General features: G+C 34.3%; 15 protein-coding genes. 12 read left to right on the top strand and 3 right to left on the bottom strand.

Annotated elements, in window-relative coordinates; all coding sequences use genetic code 11:
• Positions 1-40: 40 nt before the first annotated feature.
• A complete protein-coding gene (locus ACWA1B_RS00245; RefSeq protein WP_456903734.1) occupies positions 41-355 on the top strand; it encodes a hypothetical protein in 315 nt (104 codons plus the stop codon).
• A 193-nt stretch (positions 356-548) separates the two neighbouring features.
• Here the strand turns inward: ACWA1B_RS00245 and ACWA1B_RS00240 are convergent, their stop codons facing one another.
• From ACWA1B_RS00240 to ACWA1B_RS00230, 3 genes are all read right to left on the bottom strand, one after another.
• Positions 549-1,154 (bottom strand): FAD-dependent oxidoreductase, encoded by a 606-nt coding sequence (locus ACWA1B_RS00240; RefSeq protein ID WP_456903732.1) that lies wholly within the window; start codon positions 1,152-1,154, stop codon positions 549-551.
• A gap of 2 nt (positions 1,155-1,156) precedes the next feature.
• Positions 1,157-1,357 (bottom strand): hypothetical protein, encoded by a 201-nt coding sequence (locus ACWA1B_RS00235; RefSeq protein ID WP_035653375.1) that lies wholly within the window; start codon positions 1,355-1,357, stop codon positions 1,157-1,159.
• A gap of 101 nt (positions 1,358-1,458) precedes the next feature.
• Complete coding sequence (locus tag ACWA1B_RS00230) at positions 1,459-2,037, bottom strand: MarC family protein (protein WP_035653377.1); 579 nt, start codon at positions 2,035-2,037, stop codon at positions 1,459-1,461.
• A gap of 293 nt (positions 2,038-2,330) precedes the next feature.
• Between ACWA1B_RS00230 and ACWA1B_RS00225 the strand changes: the two genes are divergently transcribed.
• From ACWA1B_RS00225 to ACWA1B_RS00175, 11 genes are all read left to right on the top strand, one after another.
• Positions 2,331-3,113: a hypothetical protein gene (locus tag ACWA1B_RS00225; protein ID WP_456903730.1), complete on the top strand. Its 783-nt coding sequence runs from the start codon at positions 2,331-2,333 to the stop codon at positions 3,111-3,113.
• Between the two features lie 90 nt (positions 3,114-3,203).
• The gene (locus ACWA1B_RS00220) at positions 3,204-3,773 is read left to right on the top strand and encodes a DUF3109 family protein (RefSeq protein ID WP_456903728.1); all 570 of its coding nucleotides are present in this window, start codon (positions 3,204-3,206) and stop codon (positions 3,771-3,773) included.
• 337 nt (positions 3,774-4,110) lie between these two features.
• A complete protein-coding gene (locus tag ACWA1B_RS00215) occupies positions 4,111-5,088 on the top strand; it encodes a ribonucleotide-diphosphate reductase subunit beta (protein WP_142451695.1) in 978 nt (325 codons plus the stop codon).
• A 268-nt stretch (positions 5,089-5,356) separates the two neighbouring features.
• Positions 5,357-7,750 (top strand): ribonucleoside-diphosphate reductase subunit alpha, encoded by a 2,394-nt coding sequence (locus ACWA1B_RS00210; RefSeq protein WP_456903725.1) that lies wholly within the window; start codon positions 5,357-5,359, stop codon positions 7,748-7,750.
• Positions 7,751-7,978: 228 nt separating this feature from the next.
• Entirely contained in the window at positions 7,979-8,617 is a 639-nt protein-coding gene (locus ACWA1B_RS00205; RefSeq protein WP_456903723.1) for an NYN domain-containing protein, read from the top strand.
• Between the two features lie 336 nt (positions 8,618-8,953).
• On the top strand, positions 8,954-10,351 hold the full coding sequence (locus tag ACWA1B_RS00200; RefSeq protein WP_456903722.1) for a DUF1800 domain-containing protein: 1,398 nt from the start codon (positions 8,954-8,956) through the stop codon (positions 10,349-10,351).
• An 11-nt stretch (positions 10,352-10,362) separates the two neighbouring features.
• Positions 10,363-11,532, top strand: a complete 1,170-nt coding sequence (locus tag ACWA1B_RS00195) for a DUF1501 domain-containing protein (RefSeq protein ID WP_456903720.1) — start codon at positions 10,363-10,365, stop codon at positions 11,530-11,532.
• Positions 11,533-12,015: 483 nt separating this feature from the next.
• Positions 12,016-12,855: a prephenate dehydratase gene (locus ACWA1B_RS00190; RefSeq protein WP_456903719.1), complete on the top strand. Its 840-nt coding sequence runs from the start codon at positions 12,016-12,018 to the stop codon at positions 12,853-12,855.
• An 89-nt stretch (positions 12,856-12,944) separates the two neighbouring features.
• The gene (locus ACWA1B_RS00185) at positions 12,945-14,090 is read left to right on the top strand and encodes a pyridoxal phosphate-dependent aminotransferase (RefSeq protein WP_456903718.1); all 1,146 of its coding nucleotides are present in this window, start codon (positions 12,945-12,947) and stop codon (positions 14,088-14,090) included.
• 264 nt (positions 14,091-14,354) lie between these two features.
• Entirely contained in the window at positions 14,355-15,215 is an 861-nt protein-coding gene (locus ACWA1B_RS00180; RefSeq protein ID WP_089054267.1) for a prephenate dehydrogenase, read from the top strand.
• A gap of 12 nt (positions 15,216-15,227) precedes the next feature.
• Positions 15,228-16,310, top strand: coding sequence for a bifunctional 3-deoxy-7-phosphoheptulonate synthase/chorismate mutase type II (locus ACWA1B_RS00175; RefSeq protein ID WP_035653393.1), 1,083 nt, complete (start codon positions 15,228-15,230; stop codon positions 16,308-16,310).
• Positions 16,311-16,330 lie beyond the last annotated feature (20 nt).

The following is a 16,330-nucleotide window of genomic DNA, read 5'->3' as shown; positions in this document are numbered from 1 at the left end:
AATAAATGCTTTAGCGTAATTTGCAATTAAAATATAAAAGATGAAAAGTTTAAAAAGAATAGGTTTACTTGTATTGTTGATGACTTTTATAGTTTCTTGCGCTGGTGCGAAAGACGCAACAAAAACAGTTTCAGGAAAAGTAGAATCAATTGAAGGCGGTAAAGACGGCTACACAGCTAAAATCAACACAGCTCAAAAAGAAGTTTATTTTGCTACAATCAGTATCGTAAACGTAGGCGGACCGCAAAATTACAAACAAGTAAAAATTGGTGATGAAGTTTCAGTAAAAGGAGAATTCTGGAAATCTGAGGATGAAAACCATATTAAGGTTACGCAGATTATCTCGGTGAAATAAGCGCATTATAAAACTTTAAACCATTAAGGGATTAAGTTTATTAAGCTTCAAAGCTTTTTACTTAATCCCTTAATGGTTTTTTTATATGCTTAATTTCTTGTGATAGCTCAAAATTAAGTTTATTAACTGCAAAAACTTAATTTGCCTTAATTTCTTAATGGTTGAAAATAAAAAAAAACTTATGTTTTAAATTTTATCGAATACTGTCGTGTGAATGAGTCTGTACACCGTTATTCCATAAAGTAAGAATATCTGTAGCAACTGCGGCACCGCTTCCAGCAGCAATGGCTAATTGACTTCTCCAGCCCGCTAAAGTTCCAATTACATAAATACCTTCAGCAACTTTATGATCTTCGTTTTTAAGTTGAATTCGCTGTTTTTCTGGAAGTGCTTTTTTGTGAGGTTCAACAAACTGCATTAAACCTTCAATGTCAAAAGTATTGGCAGAACCAATTCCGACAACGATACTTTTTGCTTTATAAGAGTTTTTATTTGTTGTTACAGTAAATTCAGGAAATTGCCCTTCAACTTTAATTACTTTTTCATTTGCAATTTGAGTAATATGCGGATAAGTAGTTGCTAAATCCTTCGTGCTTTCTGTAAGTAATTCAGAGCCTAATTTTCCTGGTGTAATGCCATAAGCATTGTAGAAGATTGCCTCCTGTAGAGAAGAATTCTTTTGATGTGTAAAAATTCCGATTTTCTTATCTGTAACAAAAGCTTTATTTTTAGCAGAGCCTAAAACGAGAGCACAAGACATTCCTGATACTCCTCCACCAATAATTAAAACGTCAAACATTGTTATCTGCCGTTTGTTTTTTCTTCAATTCTTTTTGAAATTCTAAAAATCAAAAGAATTAATACGGCGCAGAAAGAAGCGACGATTCCAATAAAAGCTACCATGCTGTCGCCCTGAAAAGGGTTTTTAAAGTCTAATAGCGTAATATTAAAAACAATTAAAGCCAATGCCAAAAGCACTAATATTGAAGTAAAAATTTTCATCTGGTTGTTTTTTGTTTAAAATAATTAAAGCAAAATCTTTAAAAAAGAGCTTAAAGTTTCGCTTTTAGAAATTTTATGGGGTAAAAGTATAAAAATAAATGTTAGACAAACAAACCTTTAACATTAGCAGCGAATAATTTAACAGCAATCGCTAAAAGTATGACGCCAAATGTCTTGCGGACCACGCCCAGTCCGTTTTCACCCAATAGCGTTTCAATTTTCTTAGACGATTTTAAAACAATGTAAACCAGTATAATATTTAGTAAAATGGCGATAATAATATTGATGGTGTGAAATTGAGATCGAAGTGATAATAAAGTCGTCATGGTTCCGGCTCCGGCAATAAGTGGAAACGCTAAAGGAACAATAGAGGCAGATCCTGGCTCTTCATCACGATAAATTCTGATTCCTAAAATCATTTCTAAAGCAAGAAAGAATAATACAAAAGATCCGGCAACGGCAAATGAATGTACATCAATACCAATTAAATTCAATAGTCCTTCTCCAACGAATAGAAAAACAATCATAATCATGCCTGCGACTAATGAAGCTTTTTCCGAGTCGATATGTCCAACTTTTGCTCGTAAATTCACAATAATCGGAATTGATCCTACAATATCAATTACTGCAAAAAGTACCATTCCAACCGTAATAATTTCTTTAAAGTCAATTTCTAACATATAGCTCTGATTTTAAGCGATTAATAATTTGGTGCAAAAGTAGGTAATAAAGTTAGGTGATTTTTTGACACATTGTATTTTTGTTATAAAAACATTGTTTATATGTGTAAAATGTGATATTTGTAACATTGCGATGATTAAATTATACATTTGAAGGAAAAACGGCGGTTTGTTTTGGAACTTAATTTATTTCGCTATTTGTCTGTACAAAAACAAAAAAAAACAAAACGTAAAAAAATATAACTTACTGAAAATCAATTACTAAATTTGTTGTAACTTAAAAAGGAAAGATTATGAAAAAGATGATGTTTGTTATAGTTTTCTTGTGTCTGTTGTTTTCGTCAAATAGCTCACAAGCCCAAATCTGGCAACAAATTAAAAAAGCAGCGCAACAAAAAAGCCAAAATGGTAGTGGAACTGCTGATCAAAATGTAAATATGGAAAATGCCGTTTTAAGTTACGGTAAAAATAAGGTTGATCCCCCGGTTGTGCCAAATTCCTATAATTTCAGTTGGAAATATATAATGGAAATTAAGACCGATGAAGGAAAAGCGATGAACGCAAATTATTTGCTGGAACCTAATGCTGCTTATTTCGGAATGAATATTTCTCAGGGACAAGGTCAGGATATGTTTATGATTATGGATTCTAAAAACAGTATTACGGTAACTGCTTTTGGAAACGGCAAGGAAAAAATGGCATCGGCTTCAAAAATGCCTGATTATACAGAAATGGCGAAAAAAGAAGGAGAGAAATCAAAATTCACTTATAAGACACTTCCAAACAAAACTTTTTTAGGTTACAATTGTAAAGGAATTGAGATGACAAATGATGAATACGATATTATTTGTTATTACACGAGCGAGGCAAAAGTGAGCTTTGGCGATATGTTCAAAAATCAGAAAGGCTGGAAAATGCCCGAAGGATTATCGAATTATTTTAAACCCGAAGATCATACCTTATTAATGGATATGACAATGAAGGATTTAAAAAGCAGAAAAGTAACTACGATGAAATGCCTCAGTTTAGAAAAAAGTGCTTACACATTTACTAAATCCGACTATAAATTTATGTAGGTAAAATGGTAACATTCTAAATTAGTTAGGTTTGTGAACATATATTGATGAGCGGTTTTTATTTCCTGAATCTTTAGCTACCTTTGCAAAATGTTTCAATTAGGAAAAACCATAGTATCAGAGGATATCCTCGAAAAAGAATTTGTTTGTAATTTATCAGCATGCAAAGGGGCTTGTTGCGTCGATGGAAATGCGGGCGCGCCTCTGAATGAAGCTGAAACTAAAATTTTGGAAGAGATTTACCCAAAAGTAAAGCCTTTTTTAAGAAAAGAAGGTATTGCTGCTATTGAGGCACAAGGGACTTGGGTAAAAGGAACAGACGGGGATCTTGAAACGCCGCTTATTGATAATAAAGATTGTGCTTACGTAATTTTTGACGGAAAAACGGCACTTTGCGGCATTGAGCAAGCTTATAATCAAGGAATTGTAGACTGGAAAAAACCAGTTTCATGTCATTTATATCCAATCCGTGTGAAAGATTTTACAGAATTTGCTGCGGTGAATTACGATAAATGGGATATTTGTGATGATGCCTGTTCTTTGGGTAAAGAATTAGAAGTTCCGGTTTACAAATTTGTTAAAGAAGCTTTGATTCGCCGCTTTGGTGAAGATTGGTATTTGGAACTTGAGAAAGTTGCTGAGGAACTTAAAAACTCGTAAAAGTCAAATGTAAAAAATACCCTTTTGCGAGAGCGCGTTTTAACTCAAAAAAAATAAAGTTTTAGCTCAAAAAAAACTTTTAAAAACAATTTAAAATTTCTTGCTTTTTATTTCAAAAAGTCTATATTCTACGGGGCTTCAAGATGCTATTTATGCTTTTAAAGTGTTCATTTGTAATAAATTAATTATTGTATGAAAATCATTTCAAATTTTCGGCGTTGTTAAAAACTACGTCGAATTGTGAATAAGTTTGACTTTCATTTTTAGCGATAATTGACAATCTTTGTAGTCTACTGAATTAGTAAAGTTTCAGTATAAAAATTAAACAAAAATTGTCATGTCACAAGTCGAACCAATATTACAAGAAAATAAAAATCGTTTCGTTATTTTTCCAATTAAACATCATGATATTTGGGAATGGTACAAAAAGATGGAAGCTAGTTTTTGGACTGCGGAAGAAATCGACTTGCACCAGGATTTGACAGACTGGAATAACAAATTAAATGATGATGAAAGATATTTCATCAAACATATCCTTGCATTCTTTGCAGCTTCTGACGGAATCGTAAACGAGAATCTTGCTGAGAATTTTGTAAACGAAGTGCAATACGCAGAAGCGAAGTTTTTCTATGGTTTTCAGATCATGATGGAAAACATTCACAGTGAAACGTATTCTTTATTGATTGATACTTATGTCAAAGACGAAGCTGAGAAAACGGAACTATTTAATGCTTTAGAAGTTTTTCCTGCAATTGCTAAAAAAGCGGAATGGGCTTTAAAATGGATCGAGTCAGATTCATTTGCTGAAAGACTTATTGCTTTTGCAGCTGTTGAAGGAATCTTTTTCTCAGGAGCTTTCTGTTCGATTTATTGGTTGAAAAAACGTGGATTAATGCCAGGTTTAACTTTTTCTAATGAGTTGATTTCTCGTGACGAAGGCGTACATTGTGATTTTGCAGTTCACTTGCATAATCATCATTTGGTAAACAAAGTACCGAAAGAGAGAATCAAAGAAATCATTGTTGATGCTCTTGATATCGAAAGACAGTTTGTTACAGAATCTCTTCCAGTAAGTTTAATTGGTATGAACGCGACTTTAATGACGCAATACTTAGAATTTGTTGCCGACAGATTACTAGTAGAATTAGGTTGTGAGCGTGTGTATGGATCAGCGAATCCGTTTGATTTCATGGACATGATCTCTCTTCAAGGAAAAACTAATTTCTTTGAAAAACGTGTTGCCGAGTATCAAAAATCTGGTGTGATGAACACAGACAGCGATGCTCAAAAAATTTCATTTGACGCAGATTTTTAGAACAACAGCATTTTTTAATTCTGGCCGATTTTATCTAAAGCCATAATTAAATATTTACAGAACATTTATTAGGTTGAATCTCTATCACCCAAATCGGAGATTTAATAGCAATTTTAACGGCTTTTCGGTTTGATATTCAAATTGGAAAAGGGCAACTATTGAGAATCCTGTAATTCTCGAAAAATAATTTAAAAACACGCAATGTTTAGGAACTGGAATTCGTTTTCTAGTTACTTTCATTTTTTCAATAACTATAAAAGGTAAGCTTATGTATGTAGTAAAAAGAGATGGCCACAGAGAGCCCGTAATGTTTGATAAGATTACAGAAAGAATCAAAAAATTGTGCTACGGCTTGAATGAGCTTGTAGATCCGGTAAAGGTAGCGATGAGAGTTATCGAAGGATTGTATGATGGAGTTTCGACTTCAGAACTTGATAATCTTGCAGCAGAGACGGCAGCTTCAATGACTATTGCGCATCCTGATTATGCACAATTGGCAGCTCGTGTGGCAATTTCAAATCTGCATTCTAATACAAAAAAATCTTTCTCAGAAACGATGAAAGATATGTATCACTATGTAAATCCAAGAAACGGACAAGAAGCGCCGTTAATTGCTGATGATGTTTATAAAGTGATTCAGGAAAACGCTGCTTTTTTAGATTCTCATATCATTTATACGAGAGACTTTAATTACGATTACTTTGGTTTTAAAACTTTAGAGCGTTCTTATCTTCTTAAAATAAACGGAAAAATTGTTGAGCGCCCGCAGCACATGTTAATGCGTGTTTCTGTTGGTATTCACTTAGATGATTTAAAATCGGTAATTGAAACTTACGATTTAATGTCTAAAAAGTTCTTTACGCACGCAACGCCAACGTTGTTCAACGCAGGAACGCCGAAACCTCAAATGTCTTCTTGTTTCCTTTTGGCAATGCAGGATGATAGTATTGACGGAATTTATGATACATTAAAACAAACAGCAAAAATTTCACAATCAGCGGGAGGAATTGGTTTGTCTATTCATAACGTTCGTGCGACTGGTTCTTACATTCGCGGTACAAACGGAACTTCAAACGGAATTGTTCCGATGTTGAGAGTGTTCAATGATACCGCTCGTTACGTAGATCAAGGTGGTGGAAAACGTAAAGGAAGTTTTGCGATTTACATCGAAACTTGGCATGCTGATATCTTTGATTTCTTAGATTTAAAGAAAAATACAGGAAAAGAAGAAATGCGTGCGAGAGATTTATTCTTCGCGATGTGGACTTCAGATTTGTTCATGAAACGTGTTCAGGAAGATTCAACGTGGACTTTAATGTGTCCAAACGAATGTCCAGGATTATATGATGTTTACGGAGATGAATTCGAAGCATTATACACGGATTATGAATTTAGAGGAAAAGGAAGAAAAACAATCCGTGCTCGTGAATTATGGGAGAAAATCCTGGAATCTCAAATCGAGACTGGAACACCATATATGTTGTATAAAGATGCAGCAAACCGTAAATCGAACCACAAGAATTTAGGAACTATTCGTTCTTCAAACTTGTGTACAGAGATTATGGAGTTTACTTCTAAAGATGAAATTGCTGTTTGTAACTTGGCTTCTATTTCGTTGCCAATGTTCATCGAAAACGGAAAATTTGATCATGAAGCGCTTTACAACGTTACAAAACGTGTAACTCGTAACTTGAACAAAGTAATTGACAGAAACTATTACCCAGTAAAAGAAGCTGAAAATTCTAACATGCGCCACCGTCCAGTTGGTTTAGGTGTACAAGGTTTAGCAGATGCTTTTATCATGTTGCGTTTACCATTTACAAGTGACGAAGCAAAAGCGTTAAACCAAGAGATTTTCGAAACTTTATACTTCGCAGCTGTAACCGCTTCTATGGAAATGGCAAAAGAAGAAGGGCCATATTCTACATTTGAAGGTTCTCCAATGTCTAAAGGAGAATTCCAATACAATATGTGGGGAATGAAAGATGAAGAATTATCAGGCCGTTGGGACTGGGCTTCATTAAGAAAAGAAGTTATGGAACATGGAGTTCGTAACTCATTATTAGTGGCGCCAATGCCGACAGCATCGACTTCTCAGATTCTTGGAAACAACGAAGCTTTCGAACCATATACATCAAACATTTACACACGTCGTGTATTGTCTGGAGAGTTTATCGTAGTAAACAAACATTTACTAGAAGACTTAGTAAAACTAGGTTTATGGAACGAAGATTTGAAACAAGAAATTATGCGTCATAACGGATCTGTTCAAAACATCGATAAGATTCCACAAGACTTAAAAGATCTTTACAAAACCGTTTGGGAAATGTCGATGAAAGATATTATCGATATGTCTCGTCAAAGAGGATACTTTATTGACCAATCTCAATCGTTGAACTTGTTCATGCAAGATGCAAACTATTCTAAACTAACGTCAATGCATTTCTACGCTTGGCAGTCTGGTTTAAAAACAGGAATGTATTACTTAAGAACAAAAGCAGCTGTAGATGCGATTAAGTTCACATTAAACAACGATAAAAAAGAAGAAACAGCTCCATCATTAGTTGCAGAAACGGAAGCAATCAGCGTTGAGGATTATAAAGCGATGTTGCTTAAAGCACAAGCTGCAGATCCTGAGGATTGTGAGATGTGTGGGTCTTAAAGAGGTTTAATTTAAAATAAATAACCTTACCATTTAGAAAATGTCTAATAGGTAAGGTTATTATTTTTTATTTTAGTATTTATTGATTATTCTTGTTTATTCTTTTGTAAGAAAAGGATTAAACAAGGAATACTGATGTCTTTAAATGAGAAACGCCTCAAAAGAGGCGTCGGACTAAAGATGCTATCTTTAGTGTTGTTTATGTGGTGCAAATATAGCGAATAAATTATGAGTGAAACAAATGTTTTAGTTAAAAAAGAAAGAGTAATTGTGTATGTAGATGGATTTAATTTATATTTCGGTATGTTAGATGCAGGATTTGATAACTGTAAATGGTTACATTTAAGGCTTTTGGTAGATAATCTATTACAGTCAAATCAAGTATTAGTTGAAGTTAAATACTTTACAAGTAGAGTTAGTAATAATCCAGATAAACAAAAAAGACAAAGTACTTATCTAGAGGCATTAGAAAGCACGGGTGTTAAAATATATTATGGTAATTATCAATCTGATACTGTAGAATGTAGAAGATGTAGTAACGTATGGCCTACATACAACGAGAAAATGACTGACGTTAACATTGCTACACAAATTTTAATTGATGCTTATCAGGATAAATATGATATGGCCATGTTAATTTCTGGAGACAGTGATTTAGTTCCTCCGATGAAAGCAGTTCATGAAATATTTAAAAATAAAAGGGTTTTCGCTGCATTTCCCCCCAAAAGGCATAATCAATCGGTAGCTTTAGCTGCCAAAGGCTCAATAACCATTGGAAGAAAAAAACTTGTAGATAGTCAGTTTAGTTTAGAGGTTTCTAAAAGAGACGGATATGTTTTAAGAAAGCCAAAAGATTGGGAATTATAGTTAAATGAAATTACGCTTAATGTATAGAAAGCAGTTATTGTAATGATAACTGCTTTTTTGTTTTACAGCATTTTTTTTGATGACGTTCATAGCAACAAAAGATATTGTAGGGATGGATTTTAATCCATTCTATGTATAGAAATTTTCCGATTCTGTTGTCGAGCTTCTTTCAGAGATTCCTCGTTCTTCGGGATGACAATATTGATCAGAAATCCCCGTTCTAATTATTACCAAAGATTTTTAAAACTTAGTACCTTAGAATCTTAGCAACTTAGTTTCTTTAAAGAATTAAACCTTTAAGAGAAAGGAAAGTCTTATTGTAATAATTTCTGAATTATGAAAAAAAGCAATCTTTGGTCATTACGATTGGGTTTTTCTGGAAAAGAATCTGATAAAATTGAAAAACTAGGATTAGAAAAATTTCTAAAAAATTCCTATAATTCAAAATTCGATAAAGAACTTCCTGCTTTTTTAGAAGACGATCCCAAAACACTTATCGAATTAAAAGAATTTAAGCAGGCTATAAAAGATGCTGATTCTGATGCTAAAAAGAAAATTCTAAAAAAAGAAATTTATTCGGCCATTGAATTAAGAAGATGGTGGATTAATAAAATGCGAACAGATGAATTCCCGCTTCGGGAAAATATGGTTGTTTTTTGGCACAATCATTTCGTCTCTACTTCGCAAAAAGTAAAAGTCAATTACTGGATTTATCAGCATAACATGATTTTGCGCGAACATGCTTTCGGAAACTTTAAAGAGTTAACCAAGCAAATCGTAAAGTCAAACGCGATGATAAAGTATTTAGACAATGTCGACAATAAAAAAGGCAAATACAATGAGAATTTAAGTCGGGAATTGTTGGAGTTGTTTACTATCGGAATTGGAAATTATTCTGAAAATGATATCAAAGAAGGCGCAAAAGCACTCGCAGGTTTAAATTATGGCGATGAAGGAGGCGTTTATAGAAAAATTCCTGAAGATAACAGTGATAAAACGTATTTCGGAAAAACGGGAAACTGGAAATCCGATGATCTTGTGGATATTATTTTCGAACAGAAAAATACGCCTTATCTCATTACTCGAAAAATTCTAAAATGGTTTATTTACGATAATCCGCCTGAAGATTTAGTGACTTATTATGGCGATTATTTCCGAAAGAAAAACTTCGAAATCCAACCTTTGCTGACAAAAATTTTTACCGAAGAATATGCCAAAGAGAATTCGGGAAACAAAATCAAAGACCCATTGGTGTATATCATTCAGTTGATTGATGAATTGGAAGTAAAAGATTTTGATGACGCGATGATAGCACTTTTTCTTCGCCAACAAGGAATGGATTTATACAATCAGGTAAATGTAAAAGGCTGGGATGGGGGAAATTCTTGGCTCACTTCTCAAATTTATTTACAGCGAAATAATACATCTGATTTGCTTTGCAGTGGAAGAAGTATTTCAAAGAAAGTATTGAATACAATGACAGGAGAAGATGAAAAACCAAAACTAGAATTCGACAAAATCGACGTGAAAATTGATTTTGATTCCAATGGAAACAACAAAACAATCATTGCCCAATTGTCAAACCGATTATTATTTGATGTAAATGATTCCATGCAAAAAGACATGGAGAATTTACTCAAATACGATTTTGACCCAAAAGAAGCGCACGCCAATTTTGCCGTCATCCGACTTTTTAATTACATCACAAAACTTCCAGAATATCAATTAATCTAAAAGCAGTAATCATGAACAGAAGAGATTTTCTAACATTGACAGGAACTTTTACAGGCGGAATGCTCGTGCTTCCTGAATTTTTGCACGCTTTTGGATCGCAGAATAATTTGATTATTGGTGAACAATGTGTTGTTTTTGTACAATTGAATGGTGGAAATGATGGATTGAATACCTTTATTCCTTACGACGATCCTTTGTATTACGATTATAGAACCAAAATAGCTTTAAGTAAAGATTTAGTTATAGGTAGAAATAAAGGAATGGCATTTCATCCTTCGTTAAAAGATTTTGCCCAAATGCAACAAAACGGAGATTTGACTGTAATTCAGAATGTGGGTTATCCAGAACCGATTCGGTCGCATTTTAGAAGTCAGGAAATTTGGCAAACTGCAACAGATTCTAATAAATATATCAATGAAGGCTGGCTTGGCAGGTATTTAGATCTTCAGTGTAACGAACATCAGGCGACGGCCGGAATAAATTTAGATTCTATTGATAATCTTGCTTTAAAAGGCGTCGAACCTAATTTTATAACGGTAAAAGATCCAAACCGATTTAAAGTAAAATCAGATAAAGAAGAAAATGTAACATTGTCTAATAATCCACATTTAGATTTTGTTCGAAAAATTGCCAATTCTGTTACTGAAGGTTCAGAAGAAATTCAGAAAGCTTTGGCGAAATCAAAAATCGAGATTAGCTATCCAAAAACGGAGTTGTCCAAAAATCTGGAATGGATTGGAAGATTGATAAAAGGGAGTTTGAATTCGAAAGTATATTATACGTCGCTCGGCGGATTTGATACGCATGATAATCAAATTGCGATTCACGAGAAAAAATTAACTGATCTGAATGATGCTTTGTACAGTTTTTACCAGGATTTGAAACAAGCGCAATTATTGCAGAATGTGACTATTGTTGTTTTTTCTGAATTTGGAAGAAGAGTAAAAGACAACGGAAACGGAACCGATCATGGAACTGCGGCGCCAATGTTTATCATAGGAGGAAACAACAAAGGAACAATTTTAGGCAATAATCCAAATTTAGCCGACTTGGATAACGGCGATTTAAAATATCAAATCGATTTTAGAAGTGTTTACGCCTCATTATTAAAAGAAAAATTGAATTTTGATTATTCTAAAATCGGGATTATGAATAAACCGGTTTCGGGGTTGTTTTCATAAGTTTTGATTGGTATCCTCAATCTGTCATTCCTCGTTCCTCGGAATGACAAGAAAGGAGAAAGACAATACTTTAATTAGAGAAATTGAATATTAAAACGACAATGATTTACGCTAATTCGTGAATTCGTGGCGAAAAAATCTTAGAACCTTAGCAACTCAGAACCTTAGAACCTCGTTTTAATATTCTCATTTTAAGCCCATATTTTTATATTATCATACAAAACCTGCTAAATTTGTTAAGAAATCCTTTTTTGTTTCATAAAATGCAATCTTTTTTTTGGTGCACTAAAAATAATTTATACATTCGCAGAGAATTTAAAACAAAACACAAACAAAATGGCAAGTAACCGTTTTTATTTTAGCAACAATTTTTATTTCTTCTTTAGTAGAAGTCAGGATTGTGCTATGGTTATTTGAGAAATATTTAAGACAAATAAAACTAATATACAATCCTGATGCAAATCAGGATTTTTTTTTGACTATATGACAACGAAAATTGCAATACAAGGTATAAAAGGATCATTTCATCATCAGGTTGTGAAAGAGTATTTCTCTGAAAATGTGGATATTGATGAATGTTTGTCTTTTGAAGAATTAATCGACAGCCTTATTGCCGGAAAATCAGATCAGGCGGTTATGGCGATCGAAAATTCAATTGCAGGACCAATTATCCCGAATTATGCTTTGATCGACAAGAATAATTTGCACATTATTGGAGAGCATTATTTAAACATTCAGCAGAATTTAATGGCTTTAAAAGGTCAGAAAATTGAAGATATAAAAGAAGTTCATTCACATCCAATGGCACTTTTGCAGTGTATGGATTTTCTGAAACAATATCCAAATATCAAATTGGTTGAGGATAAAGATACAGCCGAAACAGCAAGAAGAATTCAGGAAAAACAATTAGCCGGAATTGCGGCAATTGCAAGTGAAACGGCAGCCGAAATGTACAATTTAGATATTATCGTGTCATCGATTCAAACGATCAAAAACAATATGACACGTTTCGTAATCATCAAAAAGCAAAATTCATTTTTGCCGGAAAGTGAAATCAACAGAGCATCTGTTAAGTTTGAATTGGATCATAAAAGAGGAAGTTTAGCAGCGGTTTTGAATGTAATGAGTGATTGCAAACTGAATTTGACAAAAATCCAGTCGCTTCCAAAAATTGAAACACCTTGGAAATATTCATTCTTCGTGGACGTGACATTTGAAAAATACGAAGATTTTGCAAAAGCCAAAGCGTTATTAAACATCATGGCAGAATATTTCAAAGTATTAGGAGAATATAAAAACACAAAACCTTTGACTGAGTCATAAAGTTGGAAAGTCGAAAGTCTTAAAGTCCAAAATAGAAAGTTTAAAAAGAGTCTAAAGCCTAAAGCTTAGAGCCTAAAGCAATAAAAAAAATGATTACAACAGCAAAACGATTAGACACAGTTGAAGAATACTACTTCTCATCAAAATTAAGAGAAGTTCGTCAGTTGATGTCTGAAGGAAAATCGATCATCAATATGGGAATTGGAAGCCCTGATTTGAGTCCGTCAAAAGCAGTAATTGAAGCAGTCGCTGCGGCAATTCAAGACGAAAACGGACATGGTTATCAAAGCTATCAGGGATTACCAGAAATGAGGCAGGCGATGGCAGATTTTTATCGTGATCAATTTGGTGTTGAAGTGAATCCGAATAATGAGATTTTGCCATTGATGGGTTCGAAAGAAGGAATTATGCACATTTCGTTAGCCTTTTTAAATGAAGGTGATCACGTTTTAATTCCGAATCCGGGTTATCCAACTTATACTTCGGTAACCAATTTGGTTCAGGCAGTTCCAGTTTATTATGATTTGAAAGAAGAAAATGGATGGGAACCGGACTTTGAAGCTTTAGAAAAACTGGATCTTTCGAAAGTAAAAATTATGTGGCTGGGATATCCACACATGCCTACAGGAGCTAGAGGAAGTTTAGCGTTATTTGAAAAATTGGTGGCTTTTGCTAAAAAACACAATATATTATTGATCAACGACAATCCATATAGTTTTGTTTTGAATGATAATCCGATGAGTTTACTGCAGGTTGAAGGAGCGAAGGATGTGGCTTTAGAATTGAATTCACTAAGTAAAACGTTCAATATGGCAGGCTGGAGAGTCGGGATGGTTTTAGGAAATCCTGAACTTATCGATGCAGTCCTAAAAGTAAAAAGCAACATGGACAGCGGAATGTATTACGGAATTCAAAAAGGAGCAATCGCAGCGTTAAAATGTGATAAATCCTGGTTCGACGACCAAAACAAAATCTACAGACGCCGCAGAGAATTAACGGAGAAGTTAGCTGAAAAGTTAAACTGTAAAGTATATAAAGAAGGAGTTGGACTTTTTGTCTGGGCGAAACTTCCGGAAGGAATTGAATCAGCAGAAAAGTTCATTGACGAAATATTATATGAGAAACATATTTTCATTACACCGGGAACCATTTTTGGAAGCAACGGTGAAGGTTATATCAGATTCTCATTGTGTGTGAAAGAGGAAAAAGTACAAGAAGCGATCGACCGATTTTAGATTTTTTCGCCACAGTTTGTCATTTCGACGAAGGAGAAATCTTCGTTGCAAGATCGACAAAGATTGGAATCTCGTTGCCGAGTTACTTGCGAAGATTTCTCCTTCGTCGAAATGACAAAAAAGACGGAAAACAATAAAGGTCTTAAAAAAAACGAGAAGCCCTAGCCCTGATAGAAGCGGCATCCTTTTATGGTCTCGTTTTTTTCTAACGAGACCATAAAAGATACAGCGGATAGCAGGAAACAGCTTCTAATAAAAAGAAATATGAAAGTATACGTAATAGGAATAGGATTAATAGGCGGTTCGATGGTGCTCGACATCAAAGACCAACATCCTGATTCGACGATTTTTGGAATCGACAGCAACGAAAAACATTTGCAGGAAGCCATTGATTTAGGTGTTATCGACGAAGCGGGAAGTTTTGAAGATTTGGCTGAAGCTGATTTTGTAATCGTTTCGGTTCCGGTGGATGTGGCGCTGACGGTTTTGCCAAAAGTGCTGGATTCGGTTGGAGATAAAACAATTGTTTTTGAAGTAGGTTCGACTAAGAAACCAATTTGTGATGCCGTTGCCAATCATCCGAAAAGAAGAAATTTTATTGCCACGCATCCGATAGCAGGAACGGAGTTTTCAGGACCTTCGGCGGCGATAAAAGGTTTGTTTAAAGGAAAGACAAACATTATTTGCGAAGTGGAAAAAACCACTTTTAAATTGCAGGAAAAGGCGTTAAAGCTTTTCAGCGAAATCGGAATGAGGATTCGATATATGGACCCGACTTCGCACGACAAACACATTGCTTACGTTTCGCATTTGTCGCACATTAGTTCGTTTATGCTTGGGAAAACGGTAATGAATAAAGAAAAAGACGAACAGGATATTTTTGATATGGCAGGAAGTGGATTTGAAAGTACCGTACGTTTGGCAAAAAGTTCGCCCGCAATGTGGACACCGATTTTTAAGCAGAATAAGGAACACGTTCTGGAAACATTAGAAGAATATATTTCAAATCTCAGTCGGTTTAGGGATTTGTTGAAAGACGAAAATTACAACGCCATTTTTGAAGAAATGGAAAGCACAAATAAAATAAAAGAAATACTAAACGGATTAACAACAACTAAAAAGTAAATTAGAATTAAGATGGAAAATAAGAAAGAAATGAGAAAGTGGTTAGAAGATTTCAATTTAAATCACCCACTTGTGATAGCTGGACCATGTAGTGCAGAAACTGAAGATCAAGTATTGAAAATTGCTCACGAATTGAAAGATTCAAAAGTAAGTGTTTTCAGAGCTGGAATCTGGAAACCAAGAACACGTCCAGGAGGATTTGAAGGTGTTGGAGAAATTGGATTAAAATGGTTGCAAAAAGCAAAAGCTGAAACTGGTTTATTAATGGGAACTGAAGTTGCGACTGCGGCTCACTGTAAACTGGCTTTAGAACATGATATTGATGTTTTATGGGTTGGTGCTCGTACAACTGCAAACCCTTTCGCAGTTCAGGAAATTGCTGATACTTTAAAAGGAACTGATAAAATCGTTTTGGTTAAAAACCCAGTAAACCCAGATTTAGCTTTATGGTTAGGTGGTGTTGAGCGTTTGCATATGGCTGGAATCGAAAAATTAGGAGTTATCCACAGAGGTTTCTCTACTTATGAAAAAACAAAATACAGAAACATTCCAGAATGGCAGATTGCTATCGAATTGCAAAATAAATTTCCTGATTTACCATTAATCATTGATCCATCTCACATTACTGGAGATCGTAAAATGATTTTCGAAGTAACGCAAGAGGCTTTAGATTTGAACTACGATGGTATGATTATCGAAACGCACTATGATCCAGATAATGCTTGGTCTGATGCGGCTCAACAAGTAACTCCAGACGCTTTGAAACAAATCATTAAAGATTTGACAATCAGAAAAACGGATGATACAACAGATGAGTACAGCCAAAAAATGAAAAAACTAAGAGCTAACATCGACGTTTTGGATGCTAACTTATTAGAGCTTTTAGGAAAACGTATGAAAGTTGCTGATGAAATTGGTCAGGTGAAAAAAGATGCTAACGTTGCGATTCTTCAAAACAACCGTTGGAACGAAATCTTAGGAAAAATGATTTTGGAAGGTGAGAAAAAAGGACTTACTGAAGAGTTTGTTTTGAGAATGTTCAAGGCAATTCACCAAGAAAGTATTGGACACCAGGAGAAAATTTTCAATGCATAATTTTCTCTAAATAATATTTA

Source organism: Flavobacterium xizangense (genome assembly GCF_054075145.1).
This window is presented reverse-complemented; position numbering and strand designations above follow the sequence as displayed.

Excerpts from the sequence above, each read along its gene's own strand:
- ACWA1B_RS00245 (WP_456903734.1), top strand. The coding sequence starts at position 41 with ATGAAAAGTTTAAAAAGAATAGGTTTACTTGTATTGTTGATGACTTTT.
- ACWA1B_RS00240 (WP_456903732.1), bottom strand. The coding sequence starts at position 1,154 with ATGTTTGACGTTTTAATTATTGGTGGAGGAGTATCAGGAATGTCTTGT.
- ACWA1B_RS00235 (WP_035653375.1), bottom strand. The coding sequence starts at position 1,357 with ATGAAAATTTTTACTTCAATATTAGTGCTTTTGGCATTGGCTTTAATT.
- ACWA1B_RS00230 (WP_035653377.1), bottom strand. The coding sequence starts at position 2,037 with ATGTTAGAAATTGACTTTAAAGAAATTATTACGGTTGGAATGGTACTT.
- ACWA1B_RS00225 (WP_456903730.1), top strand. The coding sequence starts at position 2,331 with ATGAAAAAGATGATGTTTGTTATAGTTTTCTTGTGTCTGTTGTTTTCG.
- ACWA1B_RS00220 (WP_456903728.1), top strand. The coding sequence starts at position 3,204 with ATGTTTCAATTAGGAAAAACCATAGTATCAGAGGATATCCTCGAAAAA.
- ACWA1B_RS00215 (WP_142451695.1), top strand. The coding sequence starts at position 4,111 with ATGTCACAAGTCGAACCAATATTACAAGAAAATAAAAATCGTTTCGTT.
- ACWA1B_RS00210 (WP_456903725.1), top strand. The coding sequence starts at position 5,357 with ATGTATGTAGTAAAAAGAGATGGCCACAGAGAGCCCGTAATGTTTGAT.
- ACWA1B_RS00205 (WP_456903723.1), top strand. The coding sequence starts at position 7,979 with ATGAGTGAAACAAATGTTTTAGTTAAAAAAGAAAGAGTAATTGTGTAT.
- ACWA1B_RS00200 (WP_456903722.1), top strand. The coding sequence starts at position 8,954 with ATGAAAAAAAGCAATCTTTGGTCATTACGATTGGGTTTTTCTGGAAAA.
- ACWA1B_RS00195 (WP_456903720.1), top strand. The coding sequence starts at position 10,363 with ATGAACAGAAGAGATTTTCTAACATTGACAGGAACTTTTACAGGCGGA.
- ACWA1B_RS00190 (WP_456903719.1), top strand. The coding sequence starts at position 12,016 with ATGACAACGAAAATTGCAATACAAGGTATAAAAGGATCATTTCATCAT.
- ACWA1B_RS00185 (WP_456903718.1), top strand. The coding sequence starts at position 12,945 with ATGATTACAACAGCAAAACGATTAGACACAGTTGAAGAATACTACTTC.
- ACWA1B_RS00180 (WP_089054267.1), top strand. The coding sequence starts at position 14,355 with ATGAAAGTATACGTAATAGGAATAGGATTAATAGGCGGTTCGATGGTG.
- ACWA1B_RS00175 (WP_035653393.1), top strand. The coding sequence starts at position 15,228 with ATGGAAAATAAGAAAGAAATGAGAAAGTGGTTAGAAGATTTCAATTTA.